This is a genomic window from Proteus vulgaris (assembly GCF_016647575.1).
GTDB lineage: Bacteria > Pseudomonadota > Gammaproteobacteria > Enterobacterales > Enterobacteriaceae > Proteus > Proteus mirabilis_B.
Genome location: NZ_CP032663.1, coordinates 1,075,586 through 1,096,816 on the forward strand (window position 1 = coordinate 1,075,586; position 21,231 = coordinate 1,096,816).

The window sequence follows — 21,231 nt, forward strand, 5'->3', positions numbered from 1 at the left end:
CTCATCTATTCTCCAGTTACGAATTTTACTTTAAATTTTACTTGGAGGTGTTATGCGTCTGGATAAATTAACCAATAAATTCCAGCAAGCTCTCGCAGACGCCCAGTCATTGGCACTTGGGAACGATAATCAATTTATAGAACCCATACATTTACTGAGTGCGTTATTTAATCAACAAGGTGGCTCAATTCGCCCTCTATTAACATCTGTAGGTGTTAATGCATCGCAATTTAATGAGCGAATTAATGATGCTTTGTCTCGATTACCTAAAGTCGAAGGTGCTGGTGGAGAGGTTCATCCCTCAAATGATTTAATTAAGCACCTTAACTTGTGCGATAAATTGGCACAGAAAAAAGGTGATGAATTTATTTCATCAGAGCTCTTTCTTTTAGCTGCTATGGAAACCGGTGGTCAAGTTGCTGACATGCTAAAAGCAGCTGGAGCGAATAAAGCAAGTCTTGAGATAGCGATTGAAAAAATACGTGGTGGAGAAACAGTGAACGATCAAAATGCAGAAGACCAACGTCAGGCATTGAAAAAATATACTGTGGATTTAACGGAAAGAGCAGAACAAGGCAAACTCGATCCTGTCATTGGTCGTGATGAAGAAATAAGAAGAACCATTCAAGTTCTACAACGCCGTACTAAAAATAACCCGGTACTTATTGGTGAACCGGGTGTAGGTAAAACGGCAATAGTTGAAGGTTTAGCTCAACGTATTGTTAATGGTGAAGTTCCTGAAGGTTTAAAAAATAAACGTGTACTTTCTTTGGATATGGGCTCGTTATTAGCTGGTGCTAAATATCGTGGTGAATTTGAAGAACGTTTAAAAGCCGTTTTAAATGATTTATCTAAACAGGAAGGTAGCGTCATTCTGTTTATTGATGAATTGCACACAATGGTTGGCGCAGGTAAAGCCGACGGTGCTATGGATGCAGGTAATATGTTAAAACCTGCATTGGCTCGTGGTGAATTACACTGCGTAGGTGCAACAACACTTGATGAATATCGTCAATATATTGAAAAAGATGCGGCATTAGAACGTCGTTTCCAAAAAGTGTATGTGGCAGAGCCAACAGTAGAAGACACGATCGCTATTTTGCGTGGCCTGAAAGAACGTTATGAACTCCATCATCATGTTCAAATTACTGATCCCGCGATTGTTGCCGCGGCGACTTTATCTCATCGCTATATTTCTGACCGTATGCTGCCAGATAAAGCGATTGACTTGATTGATGAAGCGGGTGCAAGCCTACGTATGCAAATGGATTCAAAACCAGAGGCATTAGATAGACTTGATAGACGTATTATTCAGCTTAAGCTTGAACAACAGGCACTGCAAAAAGAGTCTGATGACGCAAGTAAAAAACGTTTAGAAATGCTAAATGAAGAACTTGCTGAAAAAGAGAAAGAATATTCTGTTTTAGAAGAAGAGTGGAAAGCAGAAAAAGCAGAGCTTACAGGTACTCAGCATATTAAGTCTGAATTAGAGCAAGCGCGTATCGCATTAGAGCAAGCTCGCCGTAGTGGTGATTTGGCGAAAATGTCAGAAATCCAATATGGGCAAATTCCGACACTAGAAAAACAGCTTGCTGAAGCTAATAAAGCTGAAGATAAGCATATGAAGCTGTTACGTAATAAAGTCACTGATGCTGAAATTGCTGAGATCTTAGCGCGTTGGACAGGTATTCCTGTATCTAGAATGCTAGAAGGGGAACGTGAAAAACTGCTAAGAATGGAACAAGAATTACATAGACGTGTAATTGGTCAGGCTGAAGCTGTAAGTGCAGTATCTAATGCTATCCGTCGTAGTCGTGCTGGATTATCTGATCCTAACCGCCCAATTGGTTCGTTCTTATTCTTAGGACCAACGGGGGTTGGTAAGACTGAATTGTGTAAAGCACTAGCGAACTTCTTGTTTGATAGTGATGATGCAATGGTTCGTATCGATATGTCTGAATTTATGGAAAAACACTCCGTTTCTCGTTTAGTGGGTGCGCCTCCAGGATATGTTGGTTACGAAGAAGGTGGATATTTAACAGAAGCCGTTCGCCGTCGTCCTTATTCAGTTATCTTATTAGATGAAGTTGAAAAAGCGCACCCAGATGTATTCAATATCTTATTACAAGTATTGGATGATGGTCGTTTAACAGATGGACAAGGCAGAACCGTCGATTTTCGTAATACAGTTGTGATTATGACATCGAACTTAGGGTCTGATTTAATTCAAGAACGTTTCGGGACAATTGATTACCCTGAAATGAAGAACATTGTGATGGATGTTGTTGGCCATCATTTCAGACCAGAGTTTATCAACCGTATTGATGAAGTTGTGGTATTCCACCCATTAGGTAAAGAAAACATTGCAGCGATTGCACAAATTCAGTTGCGTCGTTTATACCAGCGTTTAGAAGAGCGTGGTTATCACGTTACGATCACAGGCGCTGCATTAGAGAAATTGAGCGAAGTTGGATTCGACCCAATTTATGGTGCTCGACCATTGAAACGAGCTATCCAGCAAGAGGTTGAAAACCCATTAGCTCAAGATATCTTGTCTGGCAAATTATTACCGGGTAAAGAGATTATCTTAGATTTAGATGACAATAAGATAATTGCAAAACAGTAATAGAGCCTTTTCTGTATTGATTATGATAAAGAAGAGATGCCAATAAATTGAAAAAGAGGCTTATATAAGCCTCTTTTTTTATGGTTTATGTCTTAATGGGGGAGAATAAAGATAATCTACAAATAGTATTTTTTTATATTTGAAACTTTTTTAGACAGAGATTGTCTATTATTTACACCAAAAACACCAATTTGATTATTAAGTGCGCTGTCGGAAAGTTTTTTTAAAATAATACTTGTCACACTCAGAAAACTCCCTATAATGCGCCCTCGTTGTCACGGCAAACCACGCTAAGTGAGTTAGCCAAGAGAACAAAGAAAAAAAGTGAAAAGCCTTGAAAATAAACGCTTGACACTGAATGAGGAAGATGTAGAATGCACCTCCTCGCAACAACGCAGAAGACCGGAAACGGCAGCGATAGTTGCACTGCTCTTTAACAAATTATCAGACAATCTGTGTGGGCACTCGCAGAGACGATATCTTCTAAAATATTAGATGTATCAAGTCTTGAAGAGTGAACAACAAAAGTAAATTCATTTATGAATAGCTAAGTTTTCGATTTCTTTGAGCATCAAACACTTTTAATTGAAGAGTTTGATCATGGCTCAGATTGAACGCTGGCGGCAGGCCTAACACATGCAAGTCGAGCGGTAACAGGGGAAAGCTTGCTTTCTTGCTGACGAGCGGCGGACGGGTGAGTAATGTATGGGGATCTGCCCGATAGAGGGGGATAACTACTGGAAACGGTGGCTAATACCGCATGACGTCTACGGACCAAAGCAGGGGCTCTTCGGACCTTGCGCTATCGGATGAACCCATATGGGATTAGCTAGTAGGTGAGGTAATGGCTCACCTAGGCGACGATCTCTAGCTGGTCTGAGAGGATGATCAGCCACACTGGGACTGAGACACGGCCCAGACTCCTACGGGAGGCAGCAGTGGGGAATATTGCACAATGGGCGCAAGCCTGATGCAGCCATGCCGCGTGTATGAAGAAGGCCTTAGGGTTGTAAAGTACTTTCAGCGGGGAGGAAGGTGTTAAGATTAATACTCTTAGCAATTGACGTTACCCGCAGAAGAAGCACCGGCTAACTCCGTGCCAGCAGCCGCGGTAATACGGAGGGTGCAAGCGTTAATCGGAATTACTGGGCGTAAAGCGCACGCAGGCGGTCAATTAAGTCAGATGTGAAAGCCCCGAGCTTAACTTGGGAATTGCATCTGAAACTGGTTGGCTAGAGTCTTGTAGAGGGGGGTAGAATTCCACGTGTAGCGGTGAAATGCGTAGAGATGTGGAGGAATACCGGTGGCGAAGGCGGCCCCCTGGACAAAGACTGACGCTCAGGTGCGAAAGCGTGGGGAGCAAACAGGATTAGATACCCTGGTAGTCCACGCTGTAAACGATGTCGATTTAGAGGTTGTGGTCTTGAACCGTGGCTTCTGGAGCTAACGCGTTAAATCGACCGCCTGGGGAGTACGGCCGCAAGGTTAAAACTCAAATGAATTGACGGGGGCCCGCACAAGCGGTGGAGCATGTGGTTTAATTCGATGCAACGCGAAGAACCTTACCTACTCTTGACATCCAGAGAATCCTTTAGAGATAGAGGAGTGCCTTCGGGAACTCTGAGACAGGTGCTGCATGGCTGTCGTCAGCTCGTGTTGTGAAATGTTGGGTTAAGTCCCGCAACGAGCGCAACCCTTATCCTTTGTTGCCAGCGCGTGATGGCGGGAACTCAAAGGAGACTGCCGGTGATAAACCGGAGGAAGGTGGGGATGACGTCAAGTCATCATGGCCCTTACGAGTAGGGCTACACACGTGCTACAATGGCAGATACAAAGAGAAGCGACCTCGCGAGAGCAAGCGGAACTCATAAAGTCTGTCGTAGTCCGGATTGGAGTCTGCAACTCGACTCCATGAAGTCGGAATCGCTAGTAATCGTAGATCAGAATGCTACGGTGAATACGTTCCCGGGCCTTGTACACACCGCCCGTCACACCATGGGAGTGGGTTGCAAAAGAAGTAGGTAGCTTAACCTTCGGGAGGGCGCTTACCACTTTGTGATTCATGACTGGGGTGAAGTCGTAACAAGGTAACCGTAGGGGAACCTGCGGTTGGATCACCTCCTTACCTAAGAGATACGTGTTATGTGCAGTGCTCACACAGATTGTCTGATGAAGAACGAGCAGAAATACCGGTATAGGCTTGTAGCTCAGGTGGTTAGAGCGCACCCCTGATAAGGGTGAGGTCGGTGGTTCAAGTCCACTCAGGCCTACCAAATCGTATTGATACTGCGTTGTGAATTCACTCGTTTACTTATTGTAAACTTCGTGACTCCACGCCTTGTCTCACTGCGATTGGCTCAATTCTTAATTAAAGGAAACTTTCCAATAATAAAGAAACCTGAGAAACAAAAACGGTATTAAAGAATGCATTATGGGGCTATAGCTCAGCTGGGAGAGCGCCTGCCTTGCACGCAGGAGGTCAGCGGTTCGATCCCGCTTAGCTCCACCATAATCTCTTGAATATAAAATAATAATTCAGAGTATATTAGCAATAGTATACTGCGAATTATTTTGCTCTTTAACAATCTGGAACAAGCTGAAAAATTGAAAACAAATCAATATATCACCGAGGTATATTGATGAGTCTCTCAAAATCTCAGACCTTGAAGTGTGAACTCAAGACATTGGTCTTCGAGAGAAACATCTTCGGGTTGTGAGGTTAAGCGAATAAGCGTACACGGTGGATGCCTAGGCAATCAGAGGCGATGAAGGACGTGCTAATCTGCGATAAGCGTCGGTAAGGTGATATGAACCGTTATACCCGACGATTTCCGAATGGGGAAACCCAATATCCAATGGATATTATCATGACGTGAATACATAGCGTCATGAAGCGAACCGGGAGAACTGAAACATCTCAGTACCCCGAGGAAAAGAAATCAACCGAGATTCCCCTAGTAGCGGCGAGCGAACGGGGAACAGCCCAGAGTCTTAATCAATAGCAGCATCAGGAGAACGGTCTGGAAAGTCCGGCAGTAAAGGGTGATAGCCCCGTATCCGAAGATGCTGTTATTGTGAACTCGACGAGTAGGGCGGGACACGTGTTATCCTGTCTGAATATGGGGGGACCATCCTCCAAGGCTAAATACTCCTGATTGACCGATAGTGAACCAGTACCGTGAGGGAAAGGCGAAAAGAACCCCGGCGAGGGGAGTGAAAAAGAACCTGAAACCGTGTACGTACAAGCAGTAGGAGCCTCTTTATGGGGTGACTGCGTACCTTTTGTATAATGGGTCAGCGACTTATATTCTGTAGCAAGGTTAACCGTATAGGGGAGCCGTAGGGAAACCGAGTCTTAACTGGGCGAATGAGTTGCAGGGTATAGACCCGAAACCCGGTGATCTATCCATGGGCAGGTTGAAGGTTGGGTAACACTAACTGGAGGACCGAACCGACTAATGTTGAAAAATTAGCGGATGACTTGTGGATGGGGGTGAAAGGCCAATCAAACCGGGAGATAGCTGGTTCTCCCCGAAAGCTATTTAGGTAGCGCCTCGTGAACTCATCTTCGGGGGTAGAGCACTGTTTCGACTAGGGGGTCATCCCGACTTACCAACTCGATGCAAACTGCGAATACCGAAGAATGTTATCACGGGAGACACACGGCGGGTGCTAACGTCCGTCGTGAAGAGGGAAACAACCCAGACCGCCAGCTAAGGTCCCAAAGTCATGGTTAAGTGGGAAACGAAGTGGGAAGGCTCAGACAGCCAGGATGTTGGCTTAGAAGCAGCCATCATTTAAAGAAAGCGTAATAGCTCACTGGTCGAGTCGGCCCGCGCGGAAGATGTAACGGGGCTAAACCATGCACCGAAGCTGCGGCAGCGACACTATGTGTTGTTGGGTAGGGGAGCGTTCTGTAAGCCTGCGAAGGTGTACTGTGAGGTATGCTGGAGGTATCAGAAGTGCGAATGCTGACATAAGTAACGATAATGCGGGTGAAAAACCCGCACGCCGGAAGACCAAGGGTTCCTGTCCAACGTTAATCGGGGCAGGGTGAGTCGACCCCTAAGGCGAGGCTGAAAAGCGTAGTCGATGGGAAACGGGTTAATATTCCCGTACTGGTGGTAACTGCGATGGGGGAACGGAGAAGGCTAGGTTGTCCGGGCGACGGTCGTCCCGGTTCAAGCATGTAGGCAGAGTGATTAGGCAAATCCGGTCACTTAATGCTGAGGTGTGATGACGAGCCACTAAGGTGGTGAAGCAATTGATGCCCTGCTTCCAGGAAAAGCCTCTAAGCTTCAGGTTACCAACAATCGTACCCCAAACCGACACAGGTGGTCAGGTAGAGAATACTCAGGCGCTTGAGAGAACTCGGGTGAAGGAACTAGGCAAAATGGTGCCGTAACTTCGGGAGAAGGCACGCTGGCGGTAAGTGAAGTCCCTTGCGGACGGAGCCGAAGCCAGTCGAAGATACCAGCTGGCTGCAACTGTTTATTAAAAACACAGCACTGTGCAAACACGAAAGTGGACGTATACGGTGTGACGCCTGCCCGGTGCTGGAAGGTTAATTGATGGGGTTATCCGTAAGGAGAAGCTCTTGATCGAAGCCCCAGTAAACGGCGGCCGTAACTATAACGGTCCTAAGGTAGCGAAATTCCTTGTCGGGTAAGTTCCGACCTGCACGAATGGCGTAATGATGGCCAGGCTGTCTCCACCCGAGACTCAGTGAAATTGAACTCGCTGTGAAGATGCAGTGTACCCGCGGCAAGACGGAAAGACCCCGTGAACCTTTACTATAGCTTGACACTGAACATTGAGCCTTGATGTGTAGGATAGGTGGGAGACTATGAAGTGTGGACGCCAGTCTGCATGGAGTCAACCTTGAAATACCACCCTTTAACGTTTGATGTTCTAACCTAGGTCCATAATCTGGATCGGGGACCGTGTCTGGTGGGTAGTTTGACTGGGGCGGTCTCCTCCTAAAGAGTAACGGAGGAGCACGAAGGTTGGCTAAGCATGGTCGGACATCATGCGGTTAGTGCAAAGGCATAAGCCAGCTTGACTGTGAGAGTGACGGCTCGAGCAGGTACGAAAGTAGGTCTTAGTGATCCGGTGGTTCTGAATGGAAGGGCCATCGCTCAACGGATAAAAGGTACTCCGGGGATAACAGGCTGATACCGCCCAAGAGTTCATATCGACGGCGGTGTTTGGCACCTCGATGTCGGCTCATCACATCCTGGGGCTGAAGTAGGTCCCAAGGGTATGGCTGTTCGCCATTTAAAGTGGTACGCGAGCTGGGTTTAGAACGTCGTGAGACAGTTCGGTCCCTATCTGCCGTGGGCGTTGGAAGATTGAGAGGGGTTGCTCCTAGTACGAGAGGACCGGAGTGAACGCACCACTGGTGTTCGGGTTGTCATGCCAATGGCATTGCCCGGTAGCTAAGTGCGGAAGAGATAACCGCTGAAAGCATCTAAGCGGGAAACTTGCCTCGAGATGAGTCTTCCCTGTCACCTTGAGTGACCTAAAGGAACGTTTAAGACTAAGACGTTGATAGGCTGGGTGTGTAAGCGTAGCGATACGTTGAGCTAACCAGTACTAATGAACCGTGAGGCTTAACCTGACAACACCGAAGGTGTTTTGTCTGAGAGACAAACAGTAGATGAAGTAGGCTTGTTTAAGATTGAATATTGCTGGTTATGACGAGAAATCGATGTAACGGGTAATAAAACCGAATTTGCTTGGCGGCCATAGCGCAGCGGACCCACCTGAATCCATGCCGAACTCAGAAGTGAAACGTTGTAGCGCCGATGGTAGTGTGGGGTCTCCCCATGTGAGAGTAGGGAACTGCCAGGCATTAAATAAGACGAGAAAGCCAACCCACTGGGTTGGCTTTTTTGCGTTTGGGGTTTTAAGTACTCTGAATAAAAAACTATTTTAATTGCTGATAAAGTAATGAACCCGCCGCTGCTCCTGCAACATCGTAAGCAAAATCATGCCAGCTCCAACCAGTACCTTCTGGACGACTATCATAAAGCTCTTTTGCTGCACCTAAGCTAATCGAAAACGATAGCCCTATTAATAATCCCTCTCTATGACCATAATTTTGATGATCTGCATATGCATTTGCACCTGCAGATGCTGCCATTGAAAATAAGAAATGCTGAGCTTTATCTTTGCCTTTCCAATTATCATTTGCAAAATGAAATGACTGGCAACCATTTAAAGTTATTATTGATAATAAAATAATCAGAGAACGACATTTGAGCTTTAGTTTCATAAAAATAAAAGCCTTTTCACTGATAACAATGTTTTTAATATAGAAGATTATTAAAGATAAGGGATGATTTGAGAAAAGAATTTTATTAAACAATTTTTTAAACAAAAAAGCCTTGCTGTAATTTAGCAAGGCTTATCAAATGAAGTATCAATTAAAGTATGCGGCTGATTAATCTATCAACACGAATACGTCGTAAGCGTTTAATTAATTTCTTCACTTTTAGAGGATAAAGCTTAATACTTTCTAGATCTTGGTAGTGTTTCACGACAATAGTATGTTGGCGAATACACTCTAACTCTTTGTGTCGTTGCTCATGTAATTCATGTTTAGGATCATGAATTAATATGGCATTTTCTAAATCTAATCCCCATGCACGTGGATTAAGATTATTACCCGTAATTAATTGCCAGCTATCATCTACCCACATACCTTTTAAGTGATATGTATTATCGCTATCTTTCCAAAGTCTTACGGTTAATTGGTTGCTATCAATAAATCGTTGGAAACGTTGGGTAAATTTACGCAAGTTCATTTCATAGAGATAAGGCAAAGCACCAATAATTTTAAATGGCTCTTCTGGTGGAATATAGAAGTCATTTGCTGTTTTATCACCAATAATAATTTCGACTTGCTTGCCATTTCTTAATAAATGACTGATTTGGCGTACAAGGATCGCAGGTAAATTAAAATAAGGTGTACAAATAACAAGTTTTTCTTCAGTAGAAGCCATAAGGTGAGAAATTGTCTTATTTAAGATATTTTTCTTACCTAAACCCATTAAAGGTGTTACTGCCAGCTCGTTATTAGAAGCATTGGCTTTAATATCATAGCCATCACGAGTGCGTAAATTGAAACGAAATTGGCGAATACAGTTTTTAATTTCGGCACAACGAACTCTATCTTTAATATCCAGTCGTTGAATCGCTTCTGATTGCAAAAGATCAGACACGATAAATTGCTTCATTGTGGAAGCTAATTCGCTATTTTGGATAATGTGATATCTGTCATAACGATACTTATCAAGCTTGTGCAAATAAACATTATTAATACTTGCACCACTATAGATAATCGTATCATCAAAGATAAAGCCTTTAAGGTGTAATACACCTAATGCTTCGCGAGTGTTTACGGGAATACCGTAAATAGGGATCTCGATATCAGGGTGTTGCTGTGCAACATGGTAGTACCAATCTGCATTTGTTGCATCAGCAGAGACACCAATACGCCCACGTTGAGCACGGTGCCAGTCAACAATAACGGTAATGGATAATTCAGGACGTTGTTGTTTTGCGGTGTAAAGCGCATCAAGGATCTCTTCACCAGCCTCATCGTGCTCTAGGTAAAGAGCTGTAATAAAGATCTCTTTCTTTGCTTGAGCAATATATTTCAATAAGGTGCTGCGAAACGCGGACGTCTGATAAAGCGTTTCAACATCAGCAACTGACTGAGCTAATTTAGGCAGTTGTGCAAGGTGTTGTTGATGCTTAGCAAGTTTTAGTTTAGACAACATCACAGTGCTTAATTCTCTTGTTTATGATGGCAGATGGAGCCATCGTCCATGTAGATTTTCTTTAACCGATCTTCTGATCATAACATTAGTTATATGGGATGTACGCATAAAATCATCATATATAGCTAATTTATCAAAGGATGCGTGAACAATCACATAAAGAAACTTTCTCTAATGATTATAGCGTTGGGTTATCTTTTGAAGGTCCAAGCTGTAAATCAAGATTGACTATTCCTTCATCAAATTGTACTTCAACAGAAAATCCCAGTTTTTTCGCTAAACTTATCATGTTGCGATTTTCAGGCATTGTAATCGCGGTTAAACGTTTAATGCCATGTTCTCTAGTATAGTTGATAAGTTTAGTCATAAGTTGATGACCTAGAGTATTTCCTTTTAAATCAGAACGCACAAGAATAGCAAATTCTGCATGCTGATTATCGGGATCTGCCATTGCACGGGCAACACCAATGATTTCAGACCTTTCTTCTCGATTTCGGATCGCGACAAAAGCCATTTCTCGATCGTAGTCAATTTGCGTCATATTCGCGAGATCGTCATGTGTAAACTCACTGATCTCACTAAAATAGCGATAATAAAGATCTTCTTTTGTTACTTGGTTTATAAACGTTTTCAGTAACGGTTCATCTTCCGGCAAAATAGGGCGGATAAAGCAAGGATTGTTATCTCTTAGGAAAAAGGTTTCTTCTAATTCATTGGGATAAGGGCGAATAGAGAGTCTCTGATGAGGATCGCCTTGTAGTGGCGCTAACTCCATCGCGACATCGAGTAATGTAAAATCATTACCTGAAGCTAATAGGGGATGAATATCTAATCTGACAATTTGTGGACAATCTAAAAGTAAGTGAGAAACCTGCACCAAAAAATGACTTAGACTTAATATATTTAGAGGCTGTAAAGCGCTTCTTGGTTGTATCTTTCCGCTTTTTATCGCATTAATAACCAGATAACGGGCAAGCGCCATATTTAGAGGTGGCAAAGCAACTGCGGCTTTAGTTTCTATTTGCCACTCAACCCCCCCTTCACCCAACACAATTAATGGGCCAAAAATAGGATCTTGCTCTATGGCGACGCGTAGTTCTTGAGAGCCAGCGCGATTTGCCATACTTTGTACCAATAAACCCTGAATTTGTGCTTGAGGGTAGAGTTCTGTAACGCGCTCTATAATGGCATGTGCTGCTGATGATACTTCTGTGCTGTCTCGAAGATAAAGCATAACACCTTGTACTTCGGACTTATGAGGGATATCAGGAGAACGCAATTTTAGTGCAACAGGATAACCAATCTTTTCAGCAATATTGACAGCTTCTTGTGCATTATGAGCAATCCAAGTAGGAAGTGTATTAAAACCGTAAGCTTCCATAATTGGCTGAACTTGGTGTGTGTCTAATCGATATTGCTTATTTTTTAATGCCTCTTCAATGCAATGGTGCGCTTGTTGCGTATTCATTTTGACATCTAAAGGCAATGCTGGTGTTTCTTTTAGCTGTTTCTGATTTCGACGATATTCCACCATATGCATAAATGCGGTGACAGCACCTTCAGGTGTTCGATAGGTTGGAATTCCAGCTTCACTAAATAATTTACGCGATTGTTGAGATGAATATTCTCCGCCCCAGTTAGTGAAAACGGTAAGCCATTTACGTCGAGGGTGTTTATTGATGGCTTCTATGACTTGTTGTGCCGTTTCAATGCTAGGGGCTATGGCACTAGGTGTGTGAATAAGAAGTAATGCATCATGATCATGGCTATCTAACAAACAATTCAATGCCAAAATATAACGATCAACCGTTGTATCATCACCTAAATTTAGCGGATTACGAATGGCATTTTCTTCTTGAATAATACTTTGTAGCTTTTGTTTTGTTTCATCCGTAAGTTGTGCAAGCTTTCCTGAATGCAAAAATAGCTCATCAACGGCCATTGCAGCAGGTGCCGAGCCATTACTTATAATCATCAATCTTTCGCCTTTTAAAGGCGTCATATAGCTAAGTGTTTCAACGGCAGAAAACATTTCATGGGTATCTTGTACTCGTAATAAACCTGCACGTTGAAAAGCTGCATCATAGGCTACGTCATAACTCGGTGTATCTCCCAATAGCAGTTGAGCTTTTTGGGTACGACCACTTTTTATCACCAGAATCGGTTTGTTGCGCGAAGCACTACGAGATGCTGACATAAAACGCCGAGCATCTTTTATATGCTCAAGATGCAATAAAATTGCACTGGTTTTACTGTCTCTTGCTAGAAAATCCAATAAATCATCGACTTGGATATCTTGATTGTCACCTAACGCAATAAAATAGGAAAAGCCAATATTGCGATAATAAGCCCAATCTAAAATCGTATTGGCGACAGCCGCTGATTGCGAAATAAAAGCGAGCTTTCCTTTTTTAACTGGAAGAGGTGAAAAGCTGGCATTTAAACCTTGCCATGGTGCTAAAAGCCCCAAACTATTTGGGCCAAGTAAACGGATGTGATATTGCTGGCAAAGTAATTTTATTGGCTGAAATTGTTCAGGTTGTGCAGAAAGTACAATTACGGCTTTGCAGCCAGACTCACCTAATTGTTTCAGTAGTTCAAGGTTGCGACGATGGTGTGTACAAATAATCGCGAGATCAGGTACTTGAGGTAATTTATCAATAGAGGGATAAGTAAAAACACCAGAGACAGAGCCACGAGCGGGATTAATCGGAAACACTGGACCATTAAATCCACCACTGAGCAAATTTTTCATCATGGTGGTTCCTGCTCGACCTAATTTTTCAGAGGCACCAATCACCGCAATAGATTTAGGACGTAATAGTGCTTCAAGACCTCGTTGGCTCATATCCACTCCAGAGTTTCATTATCAACTGCTATTCAATGTAGCTGATTTGATCTTCTTTTGCCTGACTCCGGTCTGGTTTTCCAAGTAAATATTGTTGACGAAAGTAACTAAAATGAGAAAAAAGTTGTTGTGAGGCTTGAATATCGCCGACATTTTCTAAAATAGAAGCCGCAACTTCTGCGGTACAATGTTGGTCTTCTCTTGCTGCTTGGCGAAGCACATACTCACATTTAATTGCTTCATTTAAAGAAAAAAGAGGCAATGAATCGAGATAAGGGCTTTTGCGAAACATCTTGCGAGCTTCACTCCAAGTACCATCGAGGAGGATAAACAAAGGCGGTTTGCTATTGGTTGGAAGTTGGTTGTATACAACACGTTCATTTGATGCATAGCTTTCAGGGAAGACAACATAAGCTTGTCTATCAGGTGTATTGATTAGATCAAGCAAAGCCTGTTCAGGCTCGGTTCTAGACCATAAAAATGCCTGCGTATCTGGTAATACATCGGCAATTAATTTTCCTGTATTACTTGGCTTCATCACTTCAGTATCATACATCAATAAACAAAATTGGCTTTTTGCTGGTTGATTGATAATCGTGTCACAAAGGCACTGTTTTTCAGGTAATAAGCAAAAAGAGCAACGTTTTGTACGAAAACCACGCGCTTTAAAAGGGCGAGTTGAAATCGAAAGTCGATATTGACGAAGTCGAGAGACTGCATTGTCATGCATAACAGATTGACCAATACTCATAAAAAAGAATCGAATATTATCATGTTCAAAACAAACAAACTATTCAGTGTGTTTTTATCATAAAAATCATACTGATATATTAGCTATCTATGAGATGAAGTTAATTATCAATTGATCCTGATTAGTTTATCGATTCCTGTGCGTGATTCTCTCGGTGACAGTTGCTAAACTATCATGTAATCTGCGCCCCTATTGCAGTTGGAGAGACAAATGAACGATTCTTATGAAGGTAAAAACGGCAAAGTAAAAGTGATGTATGTCCGTAGTGAGGACAATGCCGATAATAAACCTAAAAAACCATCCCGCCGTCCTGAAAATGGTCGTGGTGATAGCCGTGATAACAAACGCGGTGACAACCGTGACGACAAAAATCGTGATAATAGACGTGGTGACAACCGCGATGATAAAAATCGCGATAACAGACGTGGTGATAACAAATTTTCTCGTCGTGATGACCGCGGTGCAGGTAAGCCTTCAGGGCGTGGCGCATCACGTAATGAATCAAAACCTTCTCGCGATAGCGAAGGCGGAAGTTTTTCTCCATGGAAAATGGTTTCTCGCCCTGCTGGTGAAGAGGCAATTAAAGAGCACGATGGCATTACAGGGAAGAGCCAAATCGATCCTGAACAGCTACGTCGCCAGCGTTTAGAAGAAACGCGTATTTATGGTGAAAATGCCTGCCAAGCAATGTTTAAAAATCGTCCTGATGCGATTGTTCGTGCTTGGTTTTTACAAGATGTGACACCACGTTTTCGTGATGCATTGAAATGGATGGCAGCAAACCGTAAAGCTTATCACGTTGTTGAAGAAGAAGAGATGGTGAAAGCCGCTCGTACCGATCACCACGGTGGCGTGTGCTTCTTAATTAAAAAACGTATGGGTCATGACGCAGAAACTTATCTGAAAGATGCACCTGAACATGATTGCGTATTAGCACTTGAAGATGTGGGTAATCCACATAACGTAGGTGCAATTATGCGTAGCTGTGCGCACTTTGGTGTGAAAGGGGTTATTTCTCCTGATTCTGCTGTATTAGAATCTGGTGCTGCTGTTCGTACCGCAGAAGGTGGTGCAGAATATATCCAAGGTATTGATGCTGATAATTTTGCTGAAACTTTAGATAAATTTAAAAAAGCGGGTTATACGCTGGTGGCAACATCAAGCCATAAAGGCAGTGTGCCATTATCAAAAGCACAATTACCGGCAAAAATGGTTCTTATCTTAGGTCAAGAGAAAGATGGCTTAAGTGAAAGTACTTTAAATCAAGGTGATATGAGCATTTACATCGGTGGTACTGGTCACGTTGAAAGCTTAAACGTCTCTGTGGCTTCTGGTGTGTTATTAGCAGAATGGTGGCGTCAGCACCAAGGCTAATCGCTTTATTGTTTTAAAGAATACTTTATTTTTTAAAGAACACTTTATTTTTTAAGAATAGTAAAAATCCCGCTTAATCATTGTGATTTAAGCGGGATTTTTATTTATACGCTCTATGCTAATTGTATTATTTTCCTGGTGAGAAAGGCGGTTTAGCAAACCAAACCACGATCATCATGATAAGGAAAATACCGGCTGCTAACCAAAAAATCTCATTGGCTGAAATAATTAATCCTTGTTCTGTAATAGTTTTCGCTAAATATGCAGACGCTTGTTCATTTGAAAAACCAAGATCATTCATTTGTTGGTACGCCATTTGCGAATCAGGATCGAGTGGATTAATTTTTTCTACAAAGGTTTCATGGTGAAGTGATTCTCTTTGTGTCCAAATTGTTGTGGTTAACGATGCACCAATTGCCCCTGCCAATGTTCTTAAAAAGTTTGAAAGACTTGAGGCTGATGCCATTTTTTCTGGGGGTAATCCAGATAATGTCATTGTCGTTAATGGCATAAAGAAACACGCAACCGCTAAACCTTGCCAGAATTGAGGCCATGCCACAGTGGCAAAATCCATTCCTGGCTCGAAGGTATAAGCTCGCCAATAAAAACACACAGAAAACATAATAAAGCTAAAGCTGATGATATAGCGTAAATCCACTTTACCACCAAACTTACCTATAATCGGTGTGATAATTAAAGGTAATAAACCTACTGACGCTGATGCTAATCCAGCCCATGTTGCTGTATAACCAAAGACTTCTTGTAAAAGCAGTGGTAGTAAAACAATGGTGCCAAAATAGATCATATAAGCGAGGCTGAGCGTGACACAACCAATGGTAAAGTTTCGACTCTTAAAGAGAGAAAGGTCTATCACTGGATGATCGTCCGTTAACTCCCAAACAATTAAGAAGCTAAGCGCAACTACGGCAACAATAGTGAGGACTATAATTTCTGTCGAATTAAACCAATCGAGCTCTTTACCCTGATCGAGCATGATTTGTAACGCACCAATACCCACGACAAGTAAAACAAGGCCGATAGTATCTATTGGTTTAATTTCAGTTTTTGTTTCGCGTCCAGCTAAGGTGTTTGATATACACATAATAATCAACACACCAAATGGAACGTTAATAAAGAATATCCATCCCCAATGATAGTTATCGCTGATGTAGCCACCCAAAATCGGTCCTAAAATAGGTGCTACAACAATGGTTACTGACCATAGCGCAAGCGCCATATTTCGTTTGGCAGGTGGATAGTTATTCAATAACAAACTTTGTGATAAAGGAATTAGTGGTCCTGCAACTAAACCTTGAAGCACACGAAAGAAAATAAGCATTTCAAGGCTTTGTGAAATACCACAAAGCCAGGACGTTAACGCAAAAAGCGCTGTTGACCACATAAAGAGTCGAACTTCACCAATGCGTTTTGCTAACCAACCTGTAATTGGGATAGAAATAGCATTAGCCACACCAAATGAGGTAATAACCCAAGTCCCCTGTGAGTTAGAGGCACCTAAGTTTCCTGCAATAGTTGGAATGGCTACGTTAGCGATTGTAGAATCGAGAACTTGCATAAAGGTTGCCAACGCAAGGGCGATGGTCATTAAGGCAAGTCTTCCTCCTTGTAATGGCTCTTTGATCACCTTTACACCTCGCCTTTATTGTCCTGCATTTTGTTCAATGATTTCATTGATCAGTTTATTAATCTCTGACATATCAATTGTTAAAGCATCAGTATGATAAGCAGGTGCTTGGCGTTCGCTGTGTGATAATACTTTTCCATCAAGGTTAATCGTATCGACAGTCACTTCAGAAGAAAGACCAATACGCAGAGGTTTTTCTGCTAACTCTTTTTCATCTAATGAAATACGAACGGGTAAGCGTTGAACCACTTTTATCCAGTTACCACTGGCATTTTGCGCAGGTAATAATGAGAAAGCACTACCTGTTCCCATATCTAAACCTAACACGGTGCCGTGATAAATGACCTTTTTACCGTAAAAGTCAGTTGTTATCTTTGCAGGTTGACCAATTCGCATATTCGCGAGTTGGGTTTCTTTAAAGTTGGCATCAATCCACATACCTGTTACAGGAACAACGGCCATTAAAGGTTTACCCGGTGAGACTTGTGCACCAACTTGAACGCTACGACGTGAAACATAGCCATCTGTTGGGCTTAAAATTTTAGTACGTTCTAAGGCAAGCCATGCATTACGAACATCAGTTGATGCTTGTAAGACAGAAGGTTGTTTTGCAATTGGTGTATTTAAGATAATGGCTTGATTAGCATTATATTGCTCTCTTGCAACTTCTAAAGCCGCTCTTGCGGTAGAAACAGCTTCTCTGGCGTGTTGAAGTTCTTCTTTACCAATGACATTGCGTTCACCTAAAACTTCACGGCGGCGAAGATCATTTTGTAATTTAGTGAGCTCAGTTTCGCGTAAAACGATGTTTGCTTTTAATTGACGACCATTGATGATTTGCTGATGCATTTGACGAACACTATTAGCTAATGCTGTTTTTGCTTTTTCTAATGCGAGTTTTTCATCACTTGAATCTAATAAAACTAAGGGTTCACCTGCTTTTACAAAATCGGTGTTATCCACATAAACAGTGGTAACAGAACCAGAAATCTGTGGCATCACCATGATTTGATTGCCAGTCACATAAGCGTTATCTGTTGTTTCATGATGTCTTAACACCATAAACCAATAAGCTGTGTAAGCTGCACCAGCAACAATAAATAGGATAGTTAGCAACAGTAGAACGTTTCGGCGAGTTCGTTTTTTATTGCGAATGGGAGCCTGAGGGGGGGTAGTTTCCTCATTAACACTCATTTAGAAGATCTCCATAAAACCAGAAAAACATCATTAGATATGTTTCCAGTATTAAAACTGGAAACATAATTATAAAGTCAATCTTAGAATAATTATTAGCGTGAAGGTAAATTATAAATGCTAATGGGTAAGTATGTTTGCCGATTTATGGCGTAAATAGGATTAGATCAATAAAACTATTTATTATGCTACTTATTCACAACCTTTTTCAGCCAAAGTATCTAATTGTAATAATAACTTACGCATTAGCGTTTCAAGCTGTCTTTGTTCTGATTGATCTAATACAGACCAGATTTGTTTTAAACACTGATGTTGCGGTGGTAATAAGCTATTTAAAAACTCTTCACCTGCATCAGTTAAATGGAGATGTAAACAACGGCGGTCATTATGACTTTCACGACGTTCAATCCAACCTTGCTTTTCAAGCTCATCAGCAATACGTGTTGCGTTTGTTCTTGAAGAGCCTAAAGCTGCACTTAATTCTGATGGTTGAATACTACGATTTTCTGTCGTATCTAAAATCATTAGTGCCATAAATAATGTCTCGTTAATACCCTGAGACTTCAACATATTATTACGACTTTCAAGAAGTTTGCTTTGAACATGCATAGAAAGGCGAGTTAACAAAATTTCTTGATAAGGAATATCTTTGTTAAGCGATTTCTGTTGTGTAGCGCGAGTGTTTAGTAATTCTTCTGTTGGCGTAAATGAGCTTTCCATTTTTAGACACCTTGTTAGTTTCGAAAATTAGGATAATGCTGTTATCAACATGTTAAATGGTATATTAAACACACAATTTAGCAATTTTTATTATTTATAGTCACTATGTTTTTTTGATTATGTTACCTGATTCATAAATTTTTTGAATGATAACACAAAAAAAAGGATAGGTACTTATCTCTTTGCAATAAGTTAATAAAATCAATTTATCACTTATCTGACAATGAATAGTAGTCTATTTGCGAAAAAAGGGATCATTTTTTACGATAAAACACGTAATAAATTTATTATCACTACCAATGGTTGTTATGTGGATAATACCGAAGTGAAATTATCTATATAGTGCTTTATTGGTGAGATTGATATAATTTTCTTAATAAAGAATGGGATGATGATATACATTAATAGTAATCACGCTGTTAAAACATTCACATTTTATTCTGATTAGAGTGGGATTGAAGAAATAATGTAACCCATCCTTGGGTCTAAAAATTATTCAGCGTGGATTATTGGATCATTTTTATAACCTAAAAACCAAACAATAAGACCGATAACGCCGATGACTAATCCAGCGATGGAAACACCAGTCCATCCATATTGATGATAAGCATAGCCTGATAGTAAAGATCCTAATGCACCACCAATAAAATAGCTTGTCATATAAGCGGCAGTTAGGCGGTTTCTAGCATCAGGTAAAATACGGTATATGGTGCTCTGATTGGTGACATGAACACCCTGAACAGCTAAGTCTAGCAGGACAACGCCAATAATAAAGCTGATGAGTCCAATCCAGTGATAATAAGGCGCAATAATGATAAAACCCCAAGAAAGAAAGAGGATGATTAATCCTACAGTGGTGGTTTTCTTGCCTTTTCCTTTATCCACTAATACGCCAGCTTTACCCGCCATTAATGCACCTGCGGCACCCACAAGACCAAATAAACCAATAACAGCGTCAGAATAATTAAAAGGATCAGAAGCCAATAAAAAAGCCATTGAGGTCCACAATAAACCAAAGTGAGCAAAAATAAGTGCACCAACTAATGAGCGAGTTCTTAAGACAGGAGTTGTTGCAAATAATTTGAAAATAGAACCTAGCAATTGAAAATAATTTAAGTCTGTTTCACTTTTATAAGTAGGTAAACAGCGCCATAAAGTGATAGCTAAAATCGCCAGAAAAATACTTGCTACCCAGAAAATACCCTGCCAATTAGTAAATGACGCCATTAACCCAGATGCAGTTCTTGCCAGTAAAATTCCGAGTAAAAGACCACTCATAATCGTGCCGACTGCTTTGCCTCGTTGATGAGGTGCGGCAAGGGTTGCAGCAAAAGGAACAAGAATTTGAGCCACAACGGAGAACATCCCTGAGAGCGCCGTTCCTATTAACATTACCCAAATATTGGATGCCATAGCGGTAATTAATAGGCCACTCGCTGAAATTAATGTCATGGTAATAATCAGTGAGCGACGTTCAAAAATATCGCCAAGAGGCACTAATAACATTAACCCTACGGCATAACTTAATTGCGCAGTGGTAACAATAAATCCAGCCAACGTCGCAGATATGTGGAAGTAGTTTGCGATTGAATCTAGTAGGGGTTGTGCGTAGTAGTTACTGGCAACAACCATACCTGTGGCAACCGCCATTAGTAGAATAAGACCTTTGCTTAGCGATGTTTGTGGTGCGGTGTTTTCCATAATACTCATAACAAATCATTTATAAGGTAAATGATAGTAACATGAGTCATTTTTTTGAGAAAAGAATTACTGTGATAGAGATGTTCAATTAATTTGATATAAATCCTTAGATTTTATTCTTATAACATATTGTTTTATATGATAAATAAACATTAACTTTAGCTTTAGCTTGTTAATAACTAAAAAGCGTAAAAAAGAGCATAGCTAAACACCATATCCATTGAACTGAAACGCCAATCACGGCAAAAGAAAATAGACGCTTAGTTCCTAGCCAGCGAGCTTCCATTGTCTGTTTTTTGGGGCGTTTAGGAAATAACGTAGAGAGGCTTTCATCAAAACTAACATCATCTTGATAGCGATAAAGTGTCTGAAAAAAATGGCTATCAAGCCATAAACGAAAAAGGTGATATTGCGTAAATAAAAATAAAAGAGAAGCTACGAAGAATGCCAGTTTATTATGAAAATGAAGGCTAAACACAGGCCATGTGCTTATATAAGGTAACAGTGATAAAAGCAGTAAATAGCGCCAACTTTGAGTTAAAGACACAATTACTTTACCGCTGGTTTTTGTTGTCAGCATCATTA

Annotated in this window: 11 protein-coding genes, 2 tRNA genes and 3 rRNA genes; 7 read left to right on the forward strand and 9 right to left on the reverse strand. The window is 41.4% G+C overall.

The features are described from left to right. The first annotated feature begins 52 nt into the window (after nt 1-52). From clpB to rrf, 6 genes are all read left to right on the forward strand, one after another. Entirely contained in the window at nt 53-2,626 is a 2,574-nt protein-coding gene (clpB, locus tag D7029_RS04955; protein ID WP_088493479.1) for an ATP-dependent chaperone ClpB, read from the forward strand. A gap of 582 nt (nt 2,627-3,208) precedes the next feature. After that, nucleotides 3,209-4,751 (forward strand): 16S ribosomal RNA (locus D7029_RS04960). A gap of 71 nt (nt 4,752-4,822) precedes the next feature. Beyond that, nucleotides 4,823-4,899: transfer RNA gene (locus tag D7029_RS04965), tRNA-Ile, on the forward strand. A gap of 160 nt (nt 4,900-5,059) precedes the next feature. After that, a tRNA-Ala gene (locus D7029_RS04970) sits at nt 5,060-5,135 on the forward strand. 208 nt (nt 5,136-5,343) lie between these two features. Next, nucleotides 5,344-8,246 (forward strand): 23S ribosomal RNA (locus D7029_RS04975). 117 nt (nt 8,247-8,363) lie between these two features. Further along, a 5S ribosomal RNA gene (gene rrf, locus D7029_RS04980) occupies nt 8,364-8,479 on the forward strand. Together the 16S, 23S and 5S rRNA genes with 2 tRNA genes alongside form the textbook arrangement of a ribosomal RNA operon. Before the next feature lie 76 nt (nt 8,480-8,555). On the opposite strand, the gene D7029_RS04985 is transcribed toward rrf, so the two are convergent. From D7029_RS04985 to D7029_RS05000, 4 genes are all read right to left on the reverse strand, one after another. Next, nucleotides 8,556-8,903, reverse strand: coding sequence for a YfiM family lipoprotein (locus D7029_RS04985; protein WP_194952012.1), 348 nt, complete (start codon nt 8,901-8,903; stop codon nt 8,556-8,558). 151 nt (nt 8,904-9,054) lie between these two features. Further along, entirely contained in the window at nt 9,055-10,413 is a 1,359-nt protein-coding gene (gene pssA, locus D7029_RS04990; protein ID WP_088493477.1) for a CDP-diacylglycerol--serine O-phosphatidyltransferase, read from the reverse strand. Between the two features lie 178 nt (nt 10,414-10,591). Next, nucleotides 10,592-13,261 (reverse strand): bifunctional acetate--CoA ligase family protein/GNAT family N-acetyltransferase, encoded by a 2,670-nt coding sequence (locus tag D7029_RS04995; RefSeq protein ID WP_194952013.1) that lies wholly within the window; start codon nt 13,259-13,261, stop codon nt 10,592-10,594. Between the two features lie 28 nt (nt 13,262-13,289). Continuing rightward, nucleotides 13,290-13,991, reverse strand: a complete 702-nt coding sequence (locus D7029_RS05000) for a tRNA-uridine aminocarboxypropyltransferase (protein ID WP_088495955.1) — start codon at nt 13,989-13,991, stop codon at nt 13,290-13,292. A 231-nt stretch (nt 13,992-14,222) separates the two neighbouring features. Here D7029_RS05000 and D7029_RS05005 point away from each other — a divergent pair, with 231 nt between their 5' ends. Continuing rightward, entirely contained in the window at nt 14,223-15,386 is a 1,164-nt protein-coding gene (locus D7029_RS05005; RefSeq protein ID WP_194952014.1) for a tRNA/rRNA methyltransferase, read from the forward strand. Between the two features lie 127 nt (nt 15,387-15,513). Here the strand turns inward: D7029_RS05005 and emrB are convergent, their stop codons facing one another. From emrB to D7029_RS05030, 5 genes are all read right to left on the reverse strand, one after another. Beyond that, on the reverse strand, nt 15,514-17,031 hold the full coding sequence (gene emrB, locus D7029_RS05010) for a multidrug efflux MFS transporter permease subunit EmrB (protein ID WP_088493474.1): 1,518 nt from the start codon (nt 17,029-17,031) through the stop codon (nt 15,514-15,516). Between the two features lie 15 nt (nt 17,032-17,046). Beyond that, complete coding sequence (gene emrA / locus D7029_RS05015; protein ID WP_102949398.1) at nt 17,047-18,225, reverse strand: multidrug efflux MFS transporter periplasmic adaptor subunit EmrA; 1,179 nt, start codon at nt 18,223-18,225, stop codon at nt 17,047-17,049. 192 nt (nt 18,226-18,417) lie between these two features. Further along, a complete protein-coding gene (gene mprA / locus D7029_RS05020) occupies nt 18,418-18,945 on the reverse strand; it encodes a transcriptional repressor MprA (RefSeq protein ID WP_023581117.1) in 528 nt (175 codons plus the stop codon). Nucleotides 18,946-19,437: 492 nt separating this feature from the next. Further along, nucleotides 19,438-20,646, reverse strand: a complete 1,209-nt coding sequence (locus D7029_RS05025) for an MFS transporter (RefSeq protein ID WP_194952015.1) — start codon at nt 20,644-20,646, stop codon at nt 19,438-19,440. A gap of 172 nt (nt 20,647-20,818) precedes the next feature. Continuing rightward, nucleotides 20,819-21,229 (reverse strand): hypothetical protein, encoded by a 411-nt coding sequence (locus D7029_RS05030; RefSeq protein WP_194952016.1) that lies wholly within the window; start codon nt 21,227-21,229, stop codon nt 20,819-20,821. Between the last annotated feature and the right edge of the window lie 2 nt (nt 21,230-21,231).